Source organism: Pedobacter sp. UBA4863 (assembly GCF_002399615.1).
Taxonomy (GTDB): Bacteria; Bacteroidota; Bacteroidia; order Sphingobacteriales; family Sphingobacteriaceae; genus Pedobacter.
The window spans coordinates 1-19,494 of the sequence record NZ_DHDZ01000049.1; the positions used below are offsets into that span (position 1 = coordinate 1).

Sequence of the window (19,494 nt, forward strand, 5' to 3'; positions counted from 1 at the left end):
TAGGTCGGTGCCTAAACTTAAACGGCCCCTTTGCTAAATGCATTGGGGCTTTTTTGTTATCTCCATTGCCCGTTGCCCGGCATCCACATCCAATTTGCCAGATGGTGGAACACCAAATTCAAAGGTGTTTCATACATTTGGTCTTATTAGGATTGACCATTCTCTTAAAAACTACTAGGTTTCCCTGTTAATTTTTGTTAAAGTTTTTTACCATAAAGTGCTCTGGCATCTATAATTGGTTATTTTTGTATATTACAATTTATTAATGTAGAAATTTTGATGAGAATTTATAAACAAATTATATTGCTTTTATTGCTTTTTGTTCTTTCGAACGCTGGTTATGCGCAAGATAAGAATGTAAAGTTGCCTCCTAATTGGTTTAATTTAGACTTATTGGCAGATGGCTATTTTGGAATTAGTACAGAGAAAGCATATAGAGAGCTATTAAAGGATAAAAAGCCTAAGCAAAAAATTGTTGTAGCTGTTATAGACGGTGGAACAGATATTAAGCATGAGGATCTGAAGGATTTAATATGGACCAATAAGAAAGAAATCCCTGGAAATGGTATAGATGACGATGGTAACGGCTATATAGATGATATACATGGTTGGAATTTTATTGGCTCTAAGAATGGAAATTTAGAACATGATAATTTGGAGCTAGTTCGTATAAAAAGAAAATTAGAGCCTAAATATAGATCAGTAATTAGAACTACTGTTTTGGATAGCGCTGAAAAAGTAGAATATGCGCTTTATAGACGGGTGGTTTCAGATTTTGGTAAAAGGTACGATGAAGCCAGTTCTGCATTTCCCATTTATATAGCTATAAAAAAAGTAATGGATTCTGTAGCCACGATTAATAAGAAGAAAATTCCCTCTTTAGAAGATATAGAAGCATACAAAGCTGATGATGAGATGGAAGGCTATATTAAGAGGATTGTGAGAAAAGGCTCTAGAGATGAAGGAAGTATAGAAAAATTTTATCAGAGCATTGAAAAGGGATATAAGGAACTTGAGCAAATGCTAAAGTATAATCTTAATGAACAATATGATGAGAGAGCCGTTTTAGTAGGCGATGATTATGCAAATTCTAATGAGCGTATTTATGGAAATAACGATGTGACGGGGCCAGACGCAGATCATGGAACGCATGTTTCGGGCATTATTGGGGCTAACAGAAATAATGATATTGGAATTAAGGGAGTGGCAAACAATGTTAGCATTATGACCATTAGGGTTGTTCCACAAGGTGATGAACGGGATAAAGATGTAGCAAATGGAATTAGGTATGCCGTAGATAATGGAGCAAAAGTAATTAATATGAGCTTTGGCAAAGGCTATAAATGGGATAAGAAGGTGGTAGATGAAGCTATTAAATATGCAGATAGCAAAGGTGTTTTGTTGGTTCATGCGGCAGGCAACGATAATCAGAATAACGATGTGACAGATAATTTTCCTACTAAATATTACGATAGTCCAGAAGCAGATGCTTATGCGCTAAAAAATAAAAAACCAGAAGTTAAGCCCTTTATACCTCCAACTCCAAATGGCATGGCTAATGGAGGCCAAATGCAGAGAAAAGATCCATTTGCAAAACCGGCGCCCTTAGATACAGCAAAATACCAGCTACCTCATGCAAAGAATTGGATTACAGTTGGCGCAAGTGCTTACAAGGATAACGACGATTTAAAAGCGTCATTTTCTAATTATGGCAAGTACAACGTAGATGTGTTTGCGCCTGGATTTATGATTAATTCTACAGTGCCAAACTCCAAATATGAAGAATTTGATGGTACCAGTATGGCAGCTCCAGTGGTTTCGGGCTTGGCCGCTTTAATATGGAGTTATTATCCGCATTTAACTGCAATTGAAGTAAAGCAAATTATCATGAAATCGGTAACCAAAGTAGCCAGAAAGGTAAAGTATAAGAATGATAAGGATGAAACTGTAAGGGTTAACTTTTCGGAGCTTTGTGTAAGTGGGGGCATTGTAAATGCATATAATGCTTTAAAAATGGCCGAAACTTATAAATCATCTAAATAATCAATAAAATCCTCGGTTACGCTGAGGATTTTTTTTTGCTTAAGGCTTGTTAATCCTTTTACTTTTTTTCTTGTCTATGCTAGTTGACAACAAATGAAAATCAACAAAATGAAGCTATTTTATACTGTACTGTTTTTTCTACCTATGGCGCATCTTAGTCTTAAAGCTCAGAAGTTACCAGAGATACAAACCGCTAATGTGGTTGCACCTAAAGCTATTCGTATTGATGGCAAAATTCAAGAGTGGGACGATGTGTTTGCGGCAGATAATAAAAGAACTAACCTGCTTTATACCGTAGCTAACGATGATAAAAATTTGTATTTAGTAGTTAAAGCTATAAACAATGATGCTATTACCAAGATAATGGCTGGAGGAATTTCTTTTACCATTAATACAAAAGGCAAGAAAAAAGAAACAGACGGATTTACAGTTACCTATCCATTGTTAGTTAGAAATAATGCAAATAGACCTGGTGGACAAGGGCAGAATAGACAGCGATTAGGACAAAATAGAACAGAACAAACACAAGAACAGCGAGATTCTATCACTTTAGAACAGCGAAAAACACAACTTGCAGGTATTAAAGAAATCAAGGTGTTAGGTTTTCCTACTATTTCAGATTCATTGATTTCTATTTATAACGAGTATGGTATTAAAACTGTAGCCAAGATTGATGAACAGGGTGCCTATGTTTATGAAATGGCTATACCTTTTAGCATGTTAGCGCTTAGTTTGGAGGAGAAGAAAGAAATTACCTATCAAATTAAATTAAATGGAAGATCTAATGCTGTAAATTTTACATTAAGAACTAATGCAGCAGGCAGAGGTTTTGGCGCAGGGAATAATAGAGGCAGTTTTGGGGGAGGAAATGCAAATACGGCCCGTCAGGATTTAATGGTGGCTACAGATTTTTGGGGTAAATATGTTATTCAAAAACAATAGTGGTCCATCATATGAAAATTAAAAATATAACGCTTTTAAGAATAAGCGTATTAATGTTTATTTGGTGCTTGGCCTTTATCTCTTACGCTCAAAATCCAACACAAAAAGGTAAAAATGTTCCTCCTCCAATAGCTTCGAGAGAAATTAGTGGAATTGTTAAAGATACCACGGATTTAGGGATTCCGGGCGTTACCATTCGCTTAACTTCTGAGCGGGATACCCTAATTACCAGTACCAATCCCGATGGTATTTTTGTTTTTAAAAATGTGAAACTTGCTACTTACACAATGAGTTTTACGATGATGGGCTACAAGCAGCAAATCAATAAGTACAAGCAGAACGATGCCATTCCACGAGTAGTGATGGATCCTGTCTTTCTAAAAGCAATGGCTAATACCCTTAACGAAGTGGTAATTAGCGGTACGCCGTCCATCACTTATAAAACCGACACGGTAGAGTATAAAGCAAGTGATTACATTGTGAGGGAAAATGCTACAGTAGATGAATTGCTGAAGAAAATGGAAGGGATGGAAGTAGGCAACGATGGAAGTTTAATTCATCAGGGGAATAATGTAACTAAAGCAAAAATTAACGGAAAGGTTTATGCTGGTGGAGATGTGGGAACAGCAATTCAAAACTTGCCAGCAGAAATTGTAGATAAAATACAAATTGTTGACGATTATGGAGACCAAGCCGCTAGAACGGGGATTAAGGATGGTGATCCCGAAAAGATATTGAATATTGTTACTCGTACCGATAAATCTGTGGGTAATTCTGCAAATATTAATGCAGGTGGAGGAAGTAACGAACGTTATGAGAGCTCTTTATTTGGGACAAGGCTCAACGGAAATCAGAATATAGCGGTTAACCTACGCTTAAATAATACCGTAAATGGAGTTGCAAGTGCGGGCGATGGTAACGAGCTTGCAATTGGCGGTGGTGGCCAGGGAAATAATAGAGGAGGTGGAAATAGGGGCAATGCCGGAAATGCTTTAGGTGGTAATAATGGCAATTCTGCCGGCGGAAGTGGAGGAACTACCAATAGGGGAGCTTCTGCATTTTCGTACAGAGATCAATTAGGTAAAAAAGTACGTATCAATACAAATTACCGATATAACTTTAATAATGTTAATTCTTTAAATAGTAGCCGTTCAGAGTTTTACAGTACTAATGGTACCATTTTTTCTAGTAACGAAAGCGAAAGAAATAACGATACTAAAAACCATAATTTCTCTTTTGAGGTAGAGGCAGATATCGATAGTAACAATTTTTTAAGAGTAAGCCCAGAAATTACATTTTCTTCTACAAAAACAAATAGCTTGTCTAATATTGGTCAGTCGGGAGCGTTAATTACCCAAAATCAAATGGGAACAAGTTTGGGAAGCAATACTCGGCCCAACATTGGCGCAACGGTTTTTTATCAGCATATTTTTAATAAACCTCGAAGAAATTTTTCGCTACAATTCAGTTTCAATACTTCGGATCAAGAATCGGAGCAAGAGCGTAATACTAAATTTTATAAGGATGATATCAATGTATTAGATTCATTGGTGCATAGATTAATAGAACGTAAAAATTTAACCACTAATTATCGAGGTAGTTTTACCTATGTAGAGCCCTTGGCAACAAATAGTCAATTAGAGTTTAATGGGCAAGTTAATTACAATGGTTACGATAATAGAGCAATTACAAGTGATATTGATGCCTCGGAGCATCGAACGGTGGTAGATGCCTTGAGCAATATCTACGATTATTCTTTTACGCAGGCTCGTATAGCGCTAAACTACCGATATGGTTTATCCAATACATCTAAGGTGAGATTCTCTTTGGGTGTAACAGGGGTGCCGGCAGTTTTAAGTGGTACAAAAGTGAGCCTTGGCACTACCACTCATCGTAACAGCTTTAACCTTATTCCTATTGCCCGATTTCAATATCAATTCTCTAGAACACATAGCCTACAAGTTAATTACTCGGGCAATGCAAAAGAACCAACTTTCGATCAGATACAGCCAGTTAGAGATGTTTCAAATCCACAAAACACCATTGTGGGTAATCCAGATTTGAAAGTAACTTTTAATCATACTGTTAACCTCGGTTACAATAACTATATCGCTAACCACAAATTAAACTACTCCTTAAATGCCAACGGAACTTTAATGGATAATTCTGTGGTAAGAAATATTGTTCAAATTTTCAATAATAATAATCAGTTATTGCGCAACGAAACGCATTATGTAAACATGAATGGAGGCTATAAACTTGGGGGTAACTACGCTATTAGTAAGCAGTTAAATAACCGGAAATATAACTTGGCCTTTAGTGGTAATGTAAACTACAACCATGGGGTTTCTATGAGTAATAATAAGGAAGGGGTAACCAATACTTGGAATATTACCGAACGTTTTGGCCCTCGTATTAATCCTAACGAATGGCTCGAAGTAAATCCCAATGTTTCATACAATGTTACTAAATCAAAAAATAGCATTAGCCCTAACGAAGTAAATACAAAAACCTTGGCATTAAATATTGATGGTCGTTTTTACTTATGGCAATCATTGATTTTTGGTTACAGTGCCAGCAAAAATTTTGTAAATGGTATAAGCGCCAATATCACAAGTAATCCTTTGGTAATTAATGCTTATTTGCAGAAAGAATTTTGGAAACGTAGGGCCTCCCTTACTTTTCAGGCCTTTGATATTTTGCAACAGAACAACTTCGTTAACGTAAACGTAACCGATTTAATGACCACTGAAACTCGTACCAATGCACTAAGCCGATATTTTATGGTTAGGGCCAACGTTCGTTTACAAAAATGGACTGGAGCCAAAGGGCGTAACGGGCGTCAAATTATACGTAGAGGCGACGGTAGTTTTTATTAGTTGATCATAGCTTTATAATTTAGAGAGGTAGCTATTTTTTTTCTTGTCTATTATTCCAGGAAGTAATACCTCCTTTTAAGTCATAAACTTTGGTAAAGCCTAAAGATTTTAATTTCTGGGCTGCCTTGCTACTTCTTTTTCCAGTGCGGCAGTAAACATATACAGGTTGGTTTTTATCTAAAGTTTGTGCTGCATCCTCAAAGTTTGGTTTTTCAACGTCAACATTAACCGCATCTGCAATATGTTTTTCTTGATATTCTTTTTCTGTGCGTACATCTACCAATTGAATATCCTTCTTTAATTTTCTGTCTAGTTTAGCTGCGCTTATTTTCTTTTGCGAATAAGCACTAAAAGACAGCAATAAGCCAATCAGCATTAAATATAAATTTCTCATTGTATCTAAAAATTAATGGTTAATAAAGGTAGCTTTTTAATACGCGATACCGTAATATGTAAACGTTAAATTACTGTATAATGTTGTCATTAAGTTTTGTATCATATTGTCTAGTGTTGCATTAGAATTGTTTTTTATGAATAGAATTTATAAGTTACAAAAGAGTAAACCAAATAGATTAAAGGCTGTTTTTATAGCAGTAGGAATGTATTTTTAGCAGGTGTAATATTTTTTTTACTATTGATTAATCCTTTCTTAAACTTTAAGTGTCTTACAGAAGAACTAAACCAAAACGTATGAAAAGTAATATTCGTAATTTTTACTGGTGTGCAATTTTGTTTATTTGTGCAATTATGTGTAGCTCGTTTGTGCGGGGTATTGGCTTTGCAAACAAACTTGCCATGCCCTATAAAAAAGCAGGGTTAACCACCGAACAAGCTGCAGCTCATCTGTTAAGTCGTTTTACTTATGGAGCGCAGCCAGGCCAAGTAAAAGAAATTACCAAAATGGGTATTGATAAATGGCTTAAGAACCAACTAGAAGGTGATTTAAAAGATGACGAACTAAATCTGCTACTTGCTAAGTATGACGCAATTAACTTTACTAATACCCAAGTAGATGAAACTTTTCCTCGTGCACCTAGTATTAGAAGGTTTGCGATTGACCAAGGATATATCAACAAAGATTCTGTTAGTACAGGTAACCGGAAACACGAACGTGAAGGTTTAGAGGCCTACATGAAAACCAAAGGGTATAGGCCTCAACAAGAGTTGTTCCGCCAGTTTTTTAGCCAAAAAATACTAAGGGCGGCCTATTCAAATAATCAGTTTAGAGAAATAATGACCGATTTTTGGTTTAATCATTTCAACGTAGCATTAAATAAGCCGCAATGTGCAGCCTATGTTCCTGCTTATGAGCGAGATGTTATTCGTCCAAATGTTTTTGGTAACTTTGAGAAATTGTTGATGAAAACGGCAAAATCGCCAGCAATGTTGCTTTACCTAGATAACTTTACCAGTTCTGGAACTAATATGCCAATGTCAGATAGGACAATGGAGATGATGGTTAATCAAACGCCAGAACAAAAACGGAAAGCAAATGAGCGTTTAGCAAGGACAAAAAAAGCGGCGCAAAATAAAAAACAAGGCGGTTTAAATGAGAATTATGCTAGAGAAGTAATGGAACTTCACACCTTGGGGGTAGATGGCGGTTATACGCAGAGCGATGTAACACAAGCTGCGAAAATACTTACGGGTTGGTCTATAGGTCCTATTGGTCAAATTGGCTATGGTGCGGCAGCTAAAAAAACGCTAGAGAGGATAGGAGAGCAAAAAATGACCGAGCAAGGTTATGTAATAGAAGGCGATTTTATGTTTGCGATAAATAGACACGATAATTCAGAAAAAACAGTATTGGGAAGAAAATTTCCAGCCGGAGGTGGTTATGAAGAAGGCGTAGAATTATTAAAAATGTTAGCAGAACACCCATCTACCGCTAAGTTTATCTCTAAAAAAATTGCAACAAGATTTGTAAACGACGTTCCGCCAGCATCATTAGTAGATAAAATGGCAAAATCATTTACGGCTTCTAAAGGAGATATTAAAAGTGTAATTATTACCATGGTAAATGCACCAGAGTTTTGGACAGAAGAAGCGTTAAGAGAGAAAACAAAATCGCCATTTGAATTGGCTATAAGTGCTGTACGTAGCTTAAATGCTCAAATTGATAGACCTTATGAATTATATAGCTGGATCAATAAAATGGGTCAACAAATGTATTATTATCAGGCACCAACGGGTTTCCCAGATAATGGACAATATTGGATCAACACGGGATCGTTGCTAAACCGTATGAATTTTGGTTTGGCATTAGCATCGCAACGCATACCTGGCATAAGCTTAAATTTACCTGCATTAAATAATAATATGGAGCCAGAAAGTGCAGAAGCAGCATTGTTAACTTACAGCAAGTTAATTATACCCGAAAGAGACTTGGCACAAACAATAGCAAGATTAAAACCAATGCTAAACGACCCCAATTTACAGCAAAAAGTTGCAAAGGCTGCCGAGAAAAGTAATGCTGATAAACAAAACAATAACATAAATAGCATGAACATGGAGATGGAGAAACCGGATAAATTTAAACTTGGCAACGGAAAAAAAGCCAACGAAAATCCTGTTATAAAACAACAAGCGGGCAATGCTACCATGTTGGCACAAGTAGTAGGTGTAATTATTGGATCTCCAGAATTTCAACGTAAATAATAAAAGCTATGATTTCTAGAAGAGGATTTATAAAAGGCGGTGGCCTAGCTTTATTTGGAATTGGCTTAGGTGGTATCCCTGGTTTTGTGGTCGATGCAGTAGCAAATACCGTAAACTCACCACTATACAAAAAAAGAAAAATACTGGTTTGTATCTTTCAACGTGGGGCAATGGATGGGCTAATGGCAGTAACGCCATTTACCGATGATTTTTTGAAAGCAGCACGTCCATCGTTGTTCATGACAGCTGCAAAAGGAGCCAGCAACGAAAAGCCATTAATTGATTTAGATGGAAAGTTTGGTTTACACCCAGCTATGGCGGCTTTTGAACCTATGTTTAGGGAGAAACGACTGAGCATAGTACACGGTATTGGCTCTCCAAACAACACCAGGTCTCATTTTGATGCGCAAGATTTCATGGAATCGGGTACGCCATTTAAAAAAGGAACTACAAGTGGTTGGCTAAATAGAGCGGTAGGTTTGTTGGGCCACGAGGCAACCACACCATTTCAGGGGGTAAGTTTAACTTCATCGTTGCCTAGGTCATTTTATGGCGAAAACCCGGCGGTAGCCATAAAAAACCTGGCCGATTTTAACATACAGCTGCGAGGGAATGCAGCCGGAGCCAAAATGGCTTCAAAAAGCTTCGAAGACTTATATGACCAAACTTCTTCAGACTTATTGAAACATACGGGCAAAGAAAGTTTCGAGGCCATTAAAATGTTGCAAAAAACAGATGTGAAAAATTATAAACCAGAAAATAATGTGGTTTATCCTACATCTGCCTTGGGTAATTCTTTAAAACAAATTGCCCAGCTTATAAAAATGGATGTAGGAATGGAAATAGCTTTTGCCGAATCTGGTGGCTGGGATACCCATTTTAACCAAGGGAAAGATTCTGGGGTATTTGCTAGGAATGTAAATGATTTGAGTACCTCCATGATGGCTTTTTGGAACGATTTGGCCAAGTACCAAGATGAGGTTACCGTAATGACCATGACCGAGTTTGGCCGAACTGTAGCGCAAAATGGCACAGGCGGCACCGACCACGGTAGGGGTTCTTGTAATTTTATTCTAGGTAATAGTGTTAATGGTGGGCTGGTACATGGTCTAGTTAATCCTTTAGCTAAGGAAAATTTGGAAGATGGCAGAGATTTAGCCGTAACTACCGACTTTAGAAGTGTTTTCAGTGAAGTGGCAGATGTGCATTTAGGTATAGCAAATGATAAAGTTTTGTTCCCAGATTTTGATGGTAAAAAAATAGGGGTGATGAAATCATAATTCTCACTAAAATTAATTAAAACGAACCAAGGCAACTCAAGTTGTCTTGGTTTTTTTATAAAATGAAAATAAAGCTTTCCGCTTTTCGCATCTAAAAAATTAATAGTTAGCTTTCTTCAAGAGCACACTTTCAATTTGCACTAGCATAATCATAATTTTACCAAAGCATATTTAATTTAGCCTTATTTTTGCCGAATGAAACCGATAAAGAATAGTGTCTTAGTTGTAGTAATACTGTTGTTCGTGGGCTTTGGCTCGTTTGCCCAAAACCTTTCTCAACAAGTGGTGGCTGGCAGAACAAATGATAGTTCACAACTTGATAAGCCTTATGTTATTTATATTTCTGCCGATGGTTTTAGGCACGATTATGCAGAGAAATACCAAGCTAAAAACTTATTGGAATTAAGAGAAAAAGGAGTAAAGGCTACTTCGATGAAACCATCCTTTCCATCGGTTACTTTTTCTAATCATTATACCTTGGCTACAGGAATGTACCCTTCTCACCACGGAATAGTAAACAATTCGTTTTACGATCCTAAAAAGCAACAACTGTATGTAAAAACAGATCCTAATGCGATAAAAGATAGTACATGGTACGGCGGCGTCCCTATTTGGGTTTTGGCAGAGCAACAAAAATTACTATCGGCTGCTTTTTATTGGATTGGTTCGGAAACTGCCGTGAAAGGCGTTAGGCCAACCTATTGGTACAATTTTAACAATAAAATTCCTGTTGATTCTAGAATTGAAAGTGTAAGGGAATGGCTAATGCTTCCCGCAGAAAAAAGACCACATTTAATCAGTATTTATTTTCAGGAAATAGATGTGGCCGGACATTATTTTGGAGCCGAATCTAAAGAACTCGCCACCGCAGTGAAGATAGTGGACGAAAGTATAGCCAAAATGGTAGCAATAACCAAAGAACTTAATATACCGGTAAATTTCGTGTTTGTTTCAGATCATGGCATGACTAACGTGGATAATAAAAATACCCTGCCATTGCCTGCCATTATCGATAAAGAAAAGTTTGTGGTGCCCAACGGCGATGCGTTGCTTCAGGTTTATGCGAAAGACAAAAAAGATATAAAGCCGCTGTATAAAAGCTTAAAGGCGAACGCCGTAGATTATAGCGTTTACCTAACTAATAAACTGCCTAAACGCTGGCATTATAGAAAAAAAGACAATAAAGACGGAAGAATAGGGGATCTTATTCTTATTCCAAGATTGCCAAAAATATTTAACCTTACAGGCAAGCCAACTACAATTGGTAAACATGGCTTTGATAACGATATGCCTGATATGCAGGCTATATTTTATGCTTGGGGGCCAGCATTTAAAGAAGGAATAACCATTAATTCTTTCGAAAATGTACATGTTTATCCCTTATTGGCTAAAATATTGGGCTTAACTTACAGCCATAAAATAGATGGTAATATTAAAGTATTAGCGCCAATATTAAAGTAACATTTTAGTGCTGTTTAGGTGTTTACATTCTCATTGCAGATATTTATACTAACAACCTAAACTTTATTAAAATGAAGAAAACCTTTACCATTCTCAGTTTTACATTAATGTTTTCTGGGCTTGCTTTTGCACAGCGTTCGCAATCGGAGGCAGGCATTTCGCAAAAAGCTAGTGCCGGCGCAGCAGCTGCTAAAGAAGAAACAACCGTAAAATTAAACACCAATATCGCTTCGAGAAATATTGTTCCAGAAAGTGCAGTAGTTACCAACCATACTGTAAATATTAACGGAAAAGCAGTGCCCTATAAGGCAACGGCCGGAACTTTACCTGTATGGGACGAAGAAGGAAAAACATTGGCCGGGTTATTTTATACCTATTACGAGAGAACCGATGTTGGTAATAAAGAAAATCGTCCTTTGGTAATTTCTTTTAATGGTGGTCCAGGCTCTGCTTCAGTTTGGATGCATATTGCCTACACCGGGCCAGTAGTATTAAAAATAGACGACGAAGGTTATCCTGTGCAACCTTATGGTTATAAGGATAATAGTGCTTCTATCCTAGATGTGGCCGATATCGTTTACATAGATCCCGTAAATACAGGTTATTCCAGGACGGTAAGCAAAGATGTAGCCACTAATAGGTTTTTTGGTGTACGTGCCGATATTAAATACTTGGCCGAGTGGATTAACACTTTTGTAACACGCACAAACAGATGGGCATCGCCAAAATATTTAATTGGCGAGAGCTACGGCACTACCCGTGTTTCTGGCTTGGCCTTAGAGCTGCAAAGTAATCATTGGATGTATTTGAATGGTGTAATTTTAGTTTCGCCAACAGAATTGGGCATAGAAAGAGGTACGGCTATGGATGCTGCTTTGCGTTTACCTTACTTTGCAGCAACAGCTTGGTACCATAAAGTATTGCCAACAGATTTACAATCGAAAAAGTTGACAGATATGTTGCCAGAAATAGAGCAATTTACCATTAACGAATTGGTGCCTGCAATGGCAAAAGGAGGTGTTCTCTCAGCCGATGAGAAGAAGAAAATAGCGCTAAAAATGGCACGTTTTTCAGGCCTTTCCGAAAAAGTGATTTTACAAAACAACCTTAATATCTCTACCAACCTCTATTGGAAAGAGCTGCTAAGGGATAAAGGCTTTACCGTAGGACGTTTAGATTCTAGGTACAAGGGTATAGATAAATCAGATGGCGGAGATCGTCCAGATTACAATGCAGAGTTAACATCGTGGTTACATTCCTTTACGCCAGCTATTAACATGTATTTACGTAACGAGCTTAATTATAAAACCGACCTTAAATACAATATGTTTGGCCCTGTACACCCTTGGGATAGAACAGGCGATAATACTGGCGAAAATTTGCGAGCTGCAATGGCCCAAAATCCTTATTTGCATGTATTGGTGCAGTCTGGTTATTACGACGGTGCCTGCGATTACTTTAATGCCAAATACAATATGTGGCAAATGGATCCAAGTGGCAAGCTTAAAGACCGAATGACATGGGAAGGTTACGAGAGCGGCCACATGATGTACCTGCGTAAGATAGATTTGGCCTTAGGTAACGATCACATTCGTGAGTTCATTAAAAAATCAACACCAAAACCAGGGCAGTCGGCTAAGTTTGAATAGTTGAAGTGTAAGCTACTGCGCTGCAACGGTTAATAAATCGGTTTACGTATTTATTAACCTTTGTAAATACCGCTTGTTTTTTCTAACTTACAGTTCTAAAATAGAGAATGATGTTGTTGTAGTACTAATCCAAAAAGCACCTTACTGCAAGGTGCAAAGCAATGCCAAAACGAATGCTTTAATCCTTTTCGAAGAGGTAAGATTATTTCGTACTTCGCATTTAAAATCAAGGAGGTTTAATGAAAATATTTTACATTTTTGCCGGTTTAGTCTTTGCCATTTACGTAGCGGTTAGAGGAGTTGGCTTTATACAGCAAGGAAGTAATTCCATGATTTTAATTGGTATAGGTTGTATGTTTTTGGCTTTAGCGGTATCGTATATCGCTGTTAAATTAGCGCTTAAAAATAAGTAGCTTTAATTTATTTTCAATTGTTTCCAGATAAATGCGTATTTTTACCGCCCCAATATGGAACAACTTAAAACATCTTTTGATTTTGAAAAACCTTTAGCAGATTTGTACCAACAAATTGAAAAGGTAAAGCAAATTGCCGATAAAACTAAGGTAGATATGTCGGCTACACTTGCAGAGCTTGAAGGAAAAGCCGAGGATACCAGTAAAAGTCTTTATGCTAATTTAACTGGTTGGCAAAAAGTTCAAATGTCTCGTCATGCAGAGCGTCCGCAAACCTTAGATTATATTAATTTAATTTGCGATGATTTTATCGAGCTTCACGGAGATAGAACCGTTAAAGACGATAAAGCTATTATTGGTGGTTTTGCTACTATTAATGGGCAAACGGTAATGATTATCGGCCATCAAAAAGGTAAAAACACCAAAGAGCGTCAGTTTCGTAATTTTGGCATGGCAAACCCAGAAGGATATAGAAAAGCATTACGTTTAATGCGTTTGGCAGAAAAATTTAATAAGCCAGTTATTTCTTTTATCGATACCATGGGGGCTTACCCAGGCTTAGAGGCCGAAGAACGTGGACAAGGTGAAGCCATTGCACGTAATTTGCTAGAAATGTCGGTGCTAAAAGTTCCTATCATTTGTTTTATTGTTGGCGAGGGTGCATCTGGAGGTGCATTAGGTATTGGCATTGGCGATAAAGTTTATATGCTAGAGCATACTTGGTATTCGGTAATTTCGCCAGAGTCTTGTTCTTCTATTTTATGGAGAAGCTGGGATTTTAAAGAAAAAGCAGCCGAGTGCTTGAAATTAACTTCTGAAGACATGTTTAAAAACCAGCTGATTGACGGTGTGGTTAAAGAACCACTAGGTGGTGCACATCAAAATCCAGAAGAGATGGCACAAAACTTAAAGGCACAAATTTTAGACGATTTGAAAGCACTTAAGAAAGTTGATTCTGAAAAACTAATTGCAAAAAGAATTGATAAATTCTGTGCAATGGGTGTGGTAAATGAGTAAATAGAAAGGTTCGGTAGTAGTACTGAGTTTATCATAAAGAAAGCACGATCAATACTGGTCGTGCTTTCTTGTTAGTCTTGGGTTTTATTTACCATCTTATTTCGATTTAAGTAGATTGTGCTTTATGTTTTTATAGATTGCTTAGGCAAACTAGTTTTAATCTACTGTCAGATTGATTATACAAAAGAAGATTAGTTTACTTCTTGGCTCAAATAAAAAGAGCCGTTCCGATTTAAATCGGAACGGCTCTCTATATAGATTGTAAAATTGTTTTACAGGTTCATGAAATCTGGCGGCAATTCTCCGAAGTATCTGTCAAAACCTCCATGTTCAAATAACGATTTAATTTGGTTTTCTAAATCCTTAGCCAATTTTGGTTGATGGTACTGTGCAGCTACTTTGGCCATTGGCATTAGCCCATAGAACAAGCCAATTTGTATAGGTTGTTGGCCTACCAATTTATTTTTGCTTCTACTTACATCGCCTAGGTAAGTAATTTCTTTGCCAATATAATCAGCATATTTTTTAATGAGCTGAGTTGCTTTCTCTGTTTCGCCTAAAGTATATAGGTTTTGGGCCATGGTAGCCACTCCCATTGCTGTGCGTATGCCATAAATTTTAGTAGGCATCACCTCGTCATATCTTTTCATTACTTTTTTTGCATCTTCTAGTCTGCCAGCTTTAATTAAACCAGTAGTTAAGCTGTTAAAAATATTGTTGAAAATAGACATGTCATCTGCCGATTGAATATCTAGGTATTTAGCGTTTTTAATGTTGCCCCACTTAAATTTGTTCATCACGTGGTCGTACATCGGGTCTAAATTTATGGTTTCTTCTTCGCTCTCTCTAGTAGCAGGGTTTAAAGGTAACAACCTTAATGCTAAGCCTTCGCTGTATAAATAGTTGTCTAGGCCGTTAAATTGGTCAGATGGTACTGTGCTACAGAAATAGATAGGTCTTTTCCAACTGTTATGTGCTAGAATATCTAACATGGCCAAGGTACCTTTGGTTACATAGCTTTTGTTAAAAGTCCATTCTAAACTTGGGACAATTTCATTTGCACGGCTTTCTGGAAGCGTTTTAGTGTTAATTACGTCTTGCGGGTTAACGGTTAGCTTAAATTTCTTGGTAGGAATAAAGTTACTGGTAGAGCCATCCTGTAAAGGCAGCTTATCTTGGCTATCGTCAGACAATAAGAGATCTACAATTTGTTTCAGTTCAACGGCTTCGGTTATGCCCATGTCTTTGTGGTACATTACATCTCTCACTCCAGAAACATACTGTTTTTCGGTCATAGATATTGGCAAAGGTTCTGATTGGTGTACTTTACGTTTCATGCCGTTGATATACCAATCGGTATCAAATAAACTAAGGTTAACTAATCTGATATCAGGTCTAATCCCTTCCACTTCTTGTGCGTACCATAATGGGTAAGTATCATTATCGCCATAGGTAAACAAGATGGCATTTGGTGCACATGATTCTAAATAGCTCACCGCAATATCGTGGGCCAGCATTTTTGTAGAGCGGTCATGGTCGTTCCAGCCTTCTTTTGCCATAAGCACAGGTGCAATTAATAATCCAATTACAGTTGCCGCTATTGCACCAGTTTTAGCATCAATTTTTTTAAATAGCCATTCTTTAATGCCAATAATCCCAAGGCCTATCCAAATGGCAAAGGCATAAAAAGAACCTACATAGGCATAATCCCGCTCTCTTGGCTCCATGGGTTTTTGGTTAAGGTAAAGTACAATTGCCAATCCTGTAAAGAAGAACAGCAAGCCAATAATGCCCGCATCTTTAGGGTGGCGGCCAAAATGCCATACTGCACCAATAATGCCTAAAATTAATGGCAAGAAATAAAAACGGTTGTAAGAATTACTTTCTGTAATAGATGGAGGTAAGTTGCTTTGGTCGCCGTAAAGCAGGGCATCTATGGGTTTAATTCCGCTAATCCACTGCCCTTCGTAAAGGCTGCCTTGTCCTTGGTTATCATTTTGTCTGCCCGCAAAGTTCCATAAGAAATAGCGCATGTACATAAAACCAACTTGGTAGCGCATAAAGAAGCCTACATTGTCAAAAAAACTAGGGAAATGCTCATCGCTAAAGCCCATCATGTCTTTGTAGTAACCTACGTGCCTTTCCTCGTCGCTATACATACGCGGAAATAATACTTCGTGCTGTAACCTGCGGATACTATCTGGGAAGTTCTCGTTTTCACCGTAAATACGTTTGGTTTTAGTGCCAGATACTTCATATTTTGTATCTCCTTTGCGGTAAGATTTGCCTGTTTCTACATAAATAGGAGCAGAGCCATCTTCTTTATATTTAGGTATAGAGTTATAGTTAGGGCCAAATAGCAAAGGTCTATCACCATATTGCTCACGGTTCAAATAGCTTAAGAAAGAGAAAGCGTTATCCGGATCGCTGTTGTTTAAGTTTGGTTTTGCTTGAGCTCTAATTAAAATCATTGCAAAAGAGGCATACCCAAAAATAATTAGCACAGTAGAGAGTAAAGCCAGGTTTAAAACTCGTTTTTGGTGTTTTATTGAATATTTTATTGCCCAAACGAAACCACCGATTAATAAAGCAGCAAAGAATAAGACGCCCATGCCAAAACCTAAACCTAAAGTGTTTACAAAGAAAAGGTCGAAATAGGCACCGAATGAAACCAAGTATTGGATAATGCCATATTGTACTACTGCTAAGATTAAAATGCCAATACCCAATGTTTTAAATATGCCAGCGGTGGTTGGTTGTTTTTCTTTTTTGAAATAGTAAACAAAGGCTATTGCAGGTATGGTTAATAGGTTTAATAGGTGAATACCAATTGATAAGCCCATAATGTAGGCAATGAAAATCAGCCATCTGTCAGATTTTGGCTCTTCTGCTACGGCCTCCCATTTTAAAATCCCCCAAAATACAATAGCTGTAAATAAAGATGATAGGGCATAAACTTCGGCCTCTACTGCCGAAAACCAAAAGCTATCAGAGAAGGTGTAGGCCAAGGCACCTACCACACCAGCTCCCATAATGGTAATTAAGTTCGAGGTTGTAATTTCTTCATCTTTTTTAACCAATACTTTTTTGGCTAAAGCGGTAATGGTCCAAAAAAGAAATAAGATGGTTGCAGCACTAGCTATGGCAGAACCTAAATTCATAAAGTAGGCAATCTTGCTGGTGTCGCCAAAAGCAAATAACGAAAAGAAACGTTCTATCATTAAAAATAATGGAGCGCCCGGCTGATGCACTACTTGCATTTTATAAGCAGAGGCAATAAACTCGCCGCAGTCCCAAAAACTAACAGAAGGTTCAAGGGTTAAGGTGTAAGTAAGTGCAGCAATGAAAAAACATGCCCAGCCAATAATATTATTTATTTTTGAATAGTTCATATGGAGTAATATGAGGGTTTTATAACCTTGTTGGTATAATAAATGCTGCCGAAATTAAAAAAATAGATTGATATAGGTGCTATACTTCTATCCATATTTAACAAAAATTAACCTTAGTGGGAGCTCAATAAAAATATTTTAAAATTTTTCTGTTTGTTATTTGCATAAGTGAAAAAAGTGCGTACATTTGCATTCCGTTTCAGCAATACGTTTGAGAGAGCGTTTGAAATAGGAGATTGTCCGATAGTATAAGGGTAGTACGACAGTTTTTGGTACTGTTTGTCTTGGTTCGAATCCAGGTCGGACAACAAATCACTTCGGGTTGTGAATAAAACCGCAACCCGATTTTTTATTAACAAGCATTGATATCCGCAAATCATGCCATTACAATTTAACCCTGTTAAAATTTTTGCTGGAACAGGTACGAAAGAACTCGCTAGCAAAATAGCCGAAGAATACGGCAAACCTCTTGGCAATGTTACGCTAAGTAAATTTAGTGATGGCGAGTTTCAACCTTCATTTGATGAATCTGTAAGAGGCTGTGATGTTTTCTTGGTACAGTCCACCTATCAGCCAAGTGACAATTTAATGGAACTTTTGTTAATGGTTGATGCCGCTCGTAGAGCATCGGCACATTATATTACAGCGGTAGTTCCTTATTACGGTTTGGCCCGTCAAGACAGAAAAGATAAGCCAAGAGTAGCTATTGGTGCTAAGCTGGTAGCTAATTTATTAAAGGCGGCGGGTATTCATCGTATTATGACCATGGACTTGCATGCGGCGCAAATTCAAGGTTTCTTTGATATTCCGGTAGATCATTTAGATGCTTCGGTAATATTTGTACCTTATATCAAAAGCTTAGGATTAGAGAATTTAACTATTGCTTCGCCTGATATGGGCGGTTCTTACCGAGCTAGAACTTTTGCTAAGTTCTTTAATGCCGAGGTAATTATTTGTGATAAACGTAGGTTGCGTGCTAATGAAATAGAGGCAATGTCTATTATTGGTGATGTAACAGGCCAAGATATTGTATTGATAGACGATATTTGTGATACAGCAGGTACCTTAGCTAAAGCTGCGGCGCTAATTATGGAAAACGGTGCAAGAAGCGTTAGAGCAGTTTGTACACATCCGGTATTGTCTGGCAAAGCTTACGAAACCATAGAAAACTCGGCGCTAGAAGAGTTGATTGTAACAGATACTATTCCTTTAAAACAGGAAAGTCCTAAAATTAGGCAATTAAGTACAGCCAAGTTATTTGCCAAGGCCATTGCTAGCGTTAACGAGTATGGCTCAATTAGCGAGCTTTTTAAAGTGTAATTAAAGGTAGATAGTAAAGGGTTTAAGCCACATCTTGATACTCGATACTGGATACTTGATACAGATAAAAACAAATAAATAAATAATAAAATGAAAACAATCGCTATTAGCGGTTCTCTTAGAGAGAACGTAGGGAAACGCGATGCCAAAGAGCTTCGCTACGAAGGTAAGGTTCCCGCGGTATTGTACGGAGGTACAGAACAAGTACATTTCGCTGTTACTAGAGCAGACTTAAATGATGCTATTTATTCGCCAGAAGCAAACTTTTTGGAAATTACTGTTGGTGGTAAAGCTGTAAAAGCAATCATTAAAGATGCTCAATTTCACCCACTAACCGATTTATTGTTACACGTTGATTTTCTTCAATTATTTGATGAGAAAGAAATCAATATGGAAATTCCTGTTAAATTAACCGGAACTTCTCCAGGTGTTAAAATGGG

12 protein-coding genes and 1 pseudogene are annotated in these 19,494 nt (G+C 37.4%); 11 read left to right on the top strand and 2 right to left on the bottom strand.

What is annotated here, in order from left to right; genetic code table 11:
* Nucleotides 1-279: 279 nt before the first annotated feature.
* The 3 genes from B3I52_RS13050 (at nt 280) to B3I52_RS13060 (ending at nt 5,864) form a co-directional block, all read left to right on the top strand.
* Nucleotides 280-2,043, top strand: coding sequence for a S8 family peptidase (locus B3I52_RS13050; protein ID WP_293302021.1), 1,764 nt, complete (start codon nt 280-282; stop codon nt 2,041-2,043).
* Nucleotides 2,044-2,136: 93 nt separating this feature from the next.
* On the top strand, nt 2,137-2,985 hold the full coding sequence (locus tag B3I52_RS13055) for a hypothetical protein (protein WP_293301924.1): 849 nt from the start codon (nt 2,137-2,139) through the stop codon (nt 2,983-2,985).
* 11 nt (nt 2,986-2,996) lie between these two features.
* On the top strand, nt 2,997-5,864 hold the full coding sequence (locus tag B3I52_RS13060; RefSeq protein WP_293301926.1) for an outer membrane beta-barrel protein: 2,868 nt from the start codon (nt 2,997-2,999) through the stop codon (nt 5,862-5,864).
* 31 nt (nt 5,865-5,895) lie between these two features.
* Here the strand turns inward: B3I52_RS13060 and B3I52_RS13065 are convergent, their stop codons facing one another.
* On the bottom strand, nt 5,896-6,258 hold the full coding sequence (locus B3I52_RS13065; RefSeq protein WP_293301928.1) for a rhodanese-like domain-containing protein: 363 nt from the start codon (nt 6,256-6,258) through the stop codon (nt 5,896-5,898).
* 296 nt (nt 6,259-6,554) lie between these two features.
* Between B3I52_RS13065 and B3I52_RS13070 the strand changes: the two genes are divergently transcribed.
* The 6 genes from B3I52_RS13070 (at nt 6,555) to B3I52_RS13095 (ending at nt 14,342) form a co-directional block, all read left to right on the top strand.
* Nucleotides 6,555-8,522 (top strand): DUF1800 domain-containing protein, encoded by a 1,968-nt coding sequence (locus B3I52_RS13070; RefSeq protein WP_293301930.1) that lies wholly within the window; start codon nt 6,555-6,557, stop codon nt 8,520-8,522.
* A gap of 8 nt (nt 8,523-8,530) precedes the next feature.
* Complete coding sequence (locus B3I52_RS13075) at nt 8,531-9,802, top strand: DUF1501 domain-containing protein (RefSeq protein WP_293301932.1); 1,272 nt, start codon at nt 8,531-8,533, stop codon at nt 9,800-9,802.
* 195 nt (nt 9,803-9,997) lie between these two features.
* Nucleotides 9,998-11,263 carry an ectonucleotide pyrophosphatase/phosphodiesterase gene (locus tag B3I52_RS13080; protein ID WP_293301933.1) on the top strand — a complete coding sequence of 422 codons (1,266 nt, stop codon included), beginning with the start codon at nt 9,998-10,000 and terminating at the stop codon, nt 11,261-11,263.
* A gap of 71 nt (nt 11,264-11,334) precedes the next feature.
* The gene (locus tag B3I52_RS13085; protein ID WP_293301935.1) at nt 11,335-12,912 is read left to right on the top strand and encodes a S10 family peptidase; all 1,578 of its coding nucleotides are present in this window, start codon (nt 11,335-11,337) and stop codon (nt 12,910-12,912) included.
* A gap of 239 nt (nt 12,913-13,151) precedes the next feature.
* The gene (locus B3I52_RS13090; RefSeq protein ID WP_293301937.1) at nt 13,152-13,325 is read left to right on the top strand and encodes a hypothetical protein; all 174 of its coding nucleotides are present in this window, start codon (nt 13,152-13,154) and stop codon (nt 13,323-13,325) included.
* Nucleotides 13,326-13,379: 54 nt separating this feature from the next.
* Nucleotides 13,380-14,342: an acetyl-CoA carboxylase carboxyltransferase subunit alpha gene (locus tag B3I52_RS13095; RefSeq protein WP_293301938.1), complete on the top strand. Its 963-nt coding sequence runs from the start codon at nt 13,380-13,382 to the stop codon at nt 14,340-14,342.
* Between the two features lie 272 nt (nt 14,343-14,614).
* On the opposite strand, the gene B3I52_RS13100 is transcribed toward B3I52_RS13095, so the two are convergent.
* Nucleotides 14,615-17,734 carry a protein O-mannosyl-transferase family gene (locus B3I52_RS13100; RefSeq protein ID WP_293301940.1) on the bottom strand — a complete coding sequence of 1,040 codons (3,120 nt, stop codon included), beginning with the start codon at nt 17,732-17,734 and terminating at the stop codon, nt 14,615-14,617.
* Between the two features lie 378 nt (nt 17,735-18,112).
* Here B3I52_RS13100 and B3I52_RS13105 point away from each other — a divergent pair, with 378 nt between their 5' ends.
* Together B3I52_RS13105 and B3I52_RS13110 are read left to right on the top strand one after the other, a co-directional pair.
* Nucleotides 18,113-19,054, top strand: coding sequence for a ribose-phosphate pyrophosphokinase (locus tag B3I52_RS13105; protein ID WP_293301942.1), 942 nt, complete (start codon nt 18,113-18,115; stop codon nt 19,052-19,054).
* 90 nt (nt 19,055-19,144) lie between these two features.
* Nucleotides 19,145-19,494: pseudogene (locus B3I52_RS13110) on the top strand (50S ribosomal protein L25); the annotation flags it as partial.

Bases quoted from the DNA above. Each gene is read 5' to 3' on its own strand.
- B3I52_RS13050 (WP_293302021.1), top strand. From the start codon at position 280: ATGAGAATTTATAAACAAATTATATTGCTTTTATTGCTTTTTGTTCTT.
- B3I52_RS13055 (WP_293301924.1), top strand. From the start codon at position 2,137: ATGAAAATCAACAAAATGAAGCTATTTTATACTGTACTGTTTTTTCTA.
- B3I52_RS13060 (WP_293301926.1), top strand. From the start codon at position 2,997: ATGAAAATTAAAAATATAACGCTTTTAAGAATAAGCGTATTAATGTTT.
- B3I52_RS13065 (WP_293301928.1), bottom strand. From the start codon at position 6,258: ATGAGAAATTTATATTTAATGCTGATTGGCTTATTGCTGTCTTTTAGT.
- B3I52_RS13070 (WP_293301930.1), top strand. From the start codon at position 6,555: ATGAAAAGTAATATTCGTAATTTTTACTGGTGTGCAATTTTGTTTATT.
- B3I52_RS13075 (WP_293301932.1), top strand. From the start codon at position 8,531: ATGATTTCTAGAAGAGGATTTATAAAAGGCGGTGGCCTAGCTTTATTT.
- B3I52_RS13080 (WP_293301933.1), top strand. From the start codon at position 9,998: ATGAAACCGATAAAGAATAGTGTCTTAGTTGTAGTAATACTGTTGTTC.
- B3I52_RS13085 (WP_293301935.1), top strand. From the start codon at position 11,335: ATGAAGAAAACCTTTACCATTCTCAGTTTTACATTAATGTTTTCTGGG.
- B3I52_RS13090 (WP_293301937.1), top strand. From the start codon at position 13,152: ATGAAAATATTTTACATTTTTGCCGGTTTAGTCTTTGCCATTTACGTA.
- B3I52_RS13095 (WP_293301938.1), top strand. From the start codon at position 13,380: ATGGAACAACTTAAAACATCTTTTGATTTTGAAAAACCTTTAGCAGAT.
- B3I52_RS13100 (WP_293301940.1), bottom strand. From the start codon at position 17,734: ATGAACTATTCAAAAATAAATAATATTATTGGCTGGGCATGTTTTTTC.
- B3I52_RS13105 (WP_293301942.1), top strand. From the start codon at position 18,113: ATGCCATTACAATTTAACCCTGTTAAAATTTTTGCTGGAACAGGTACG.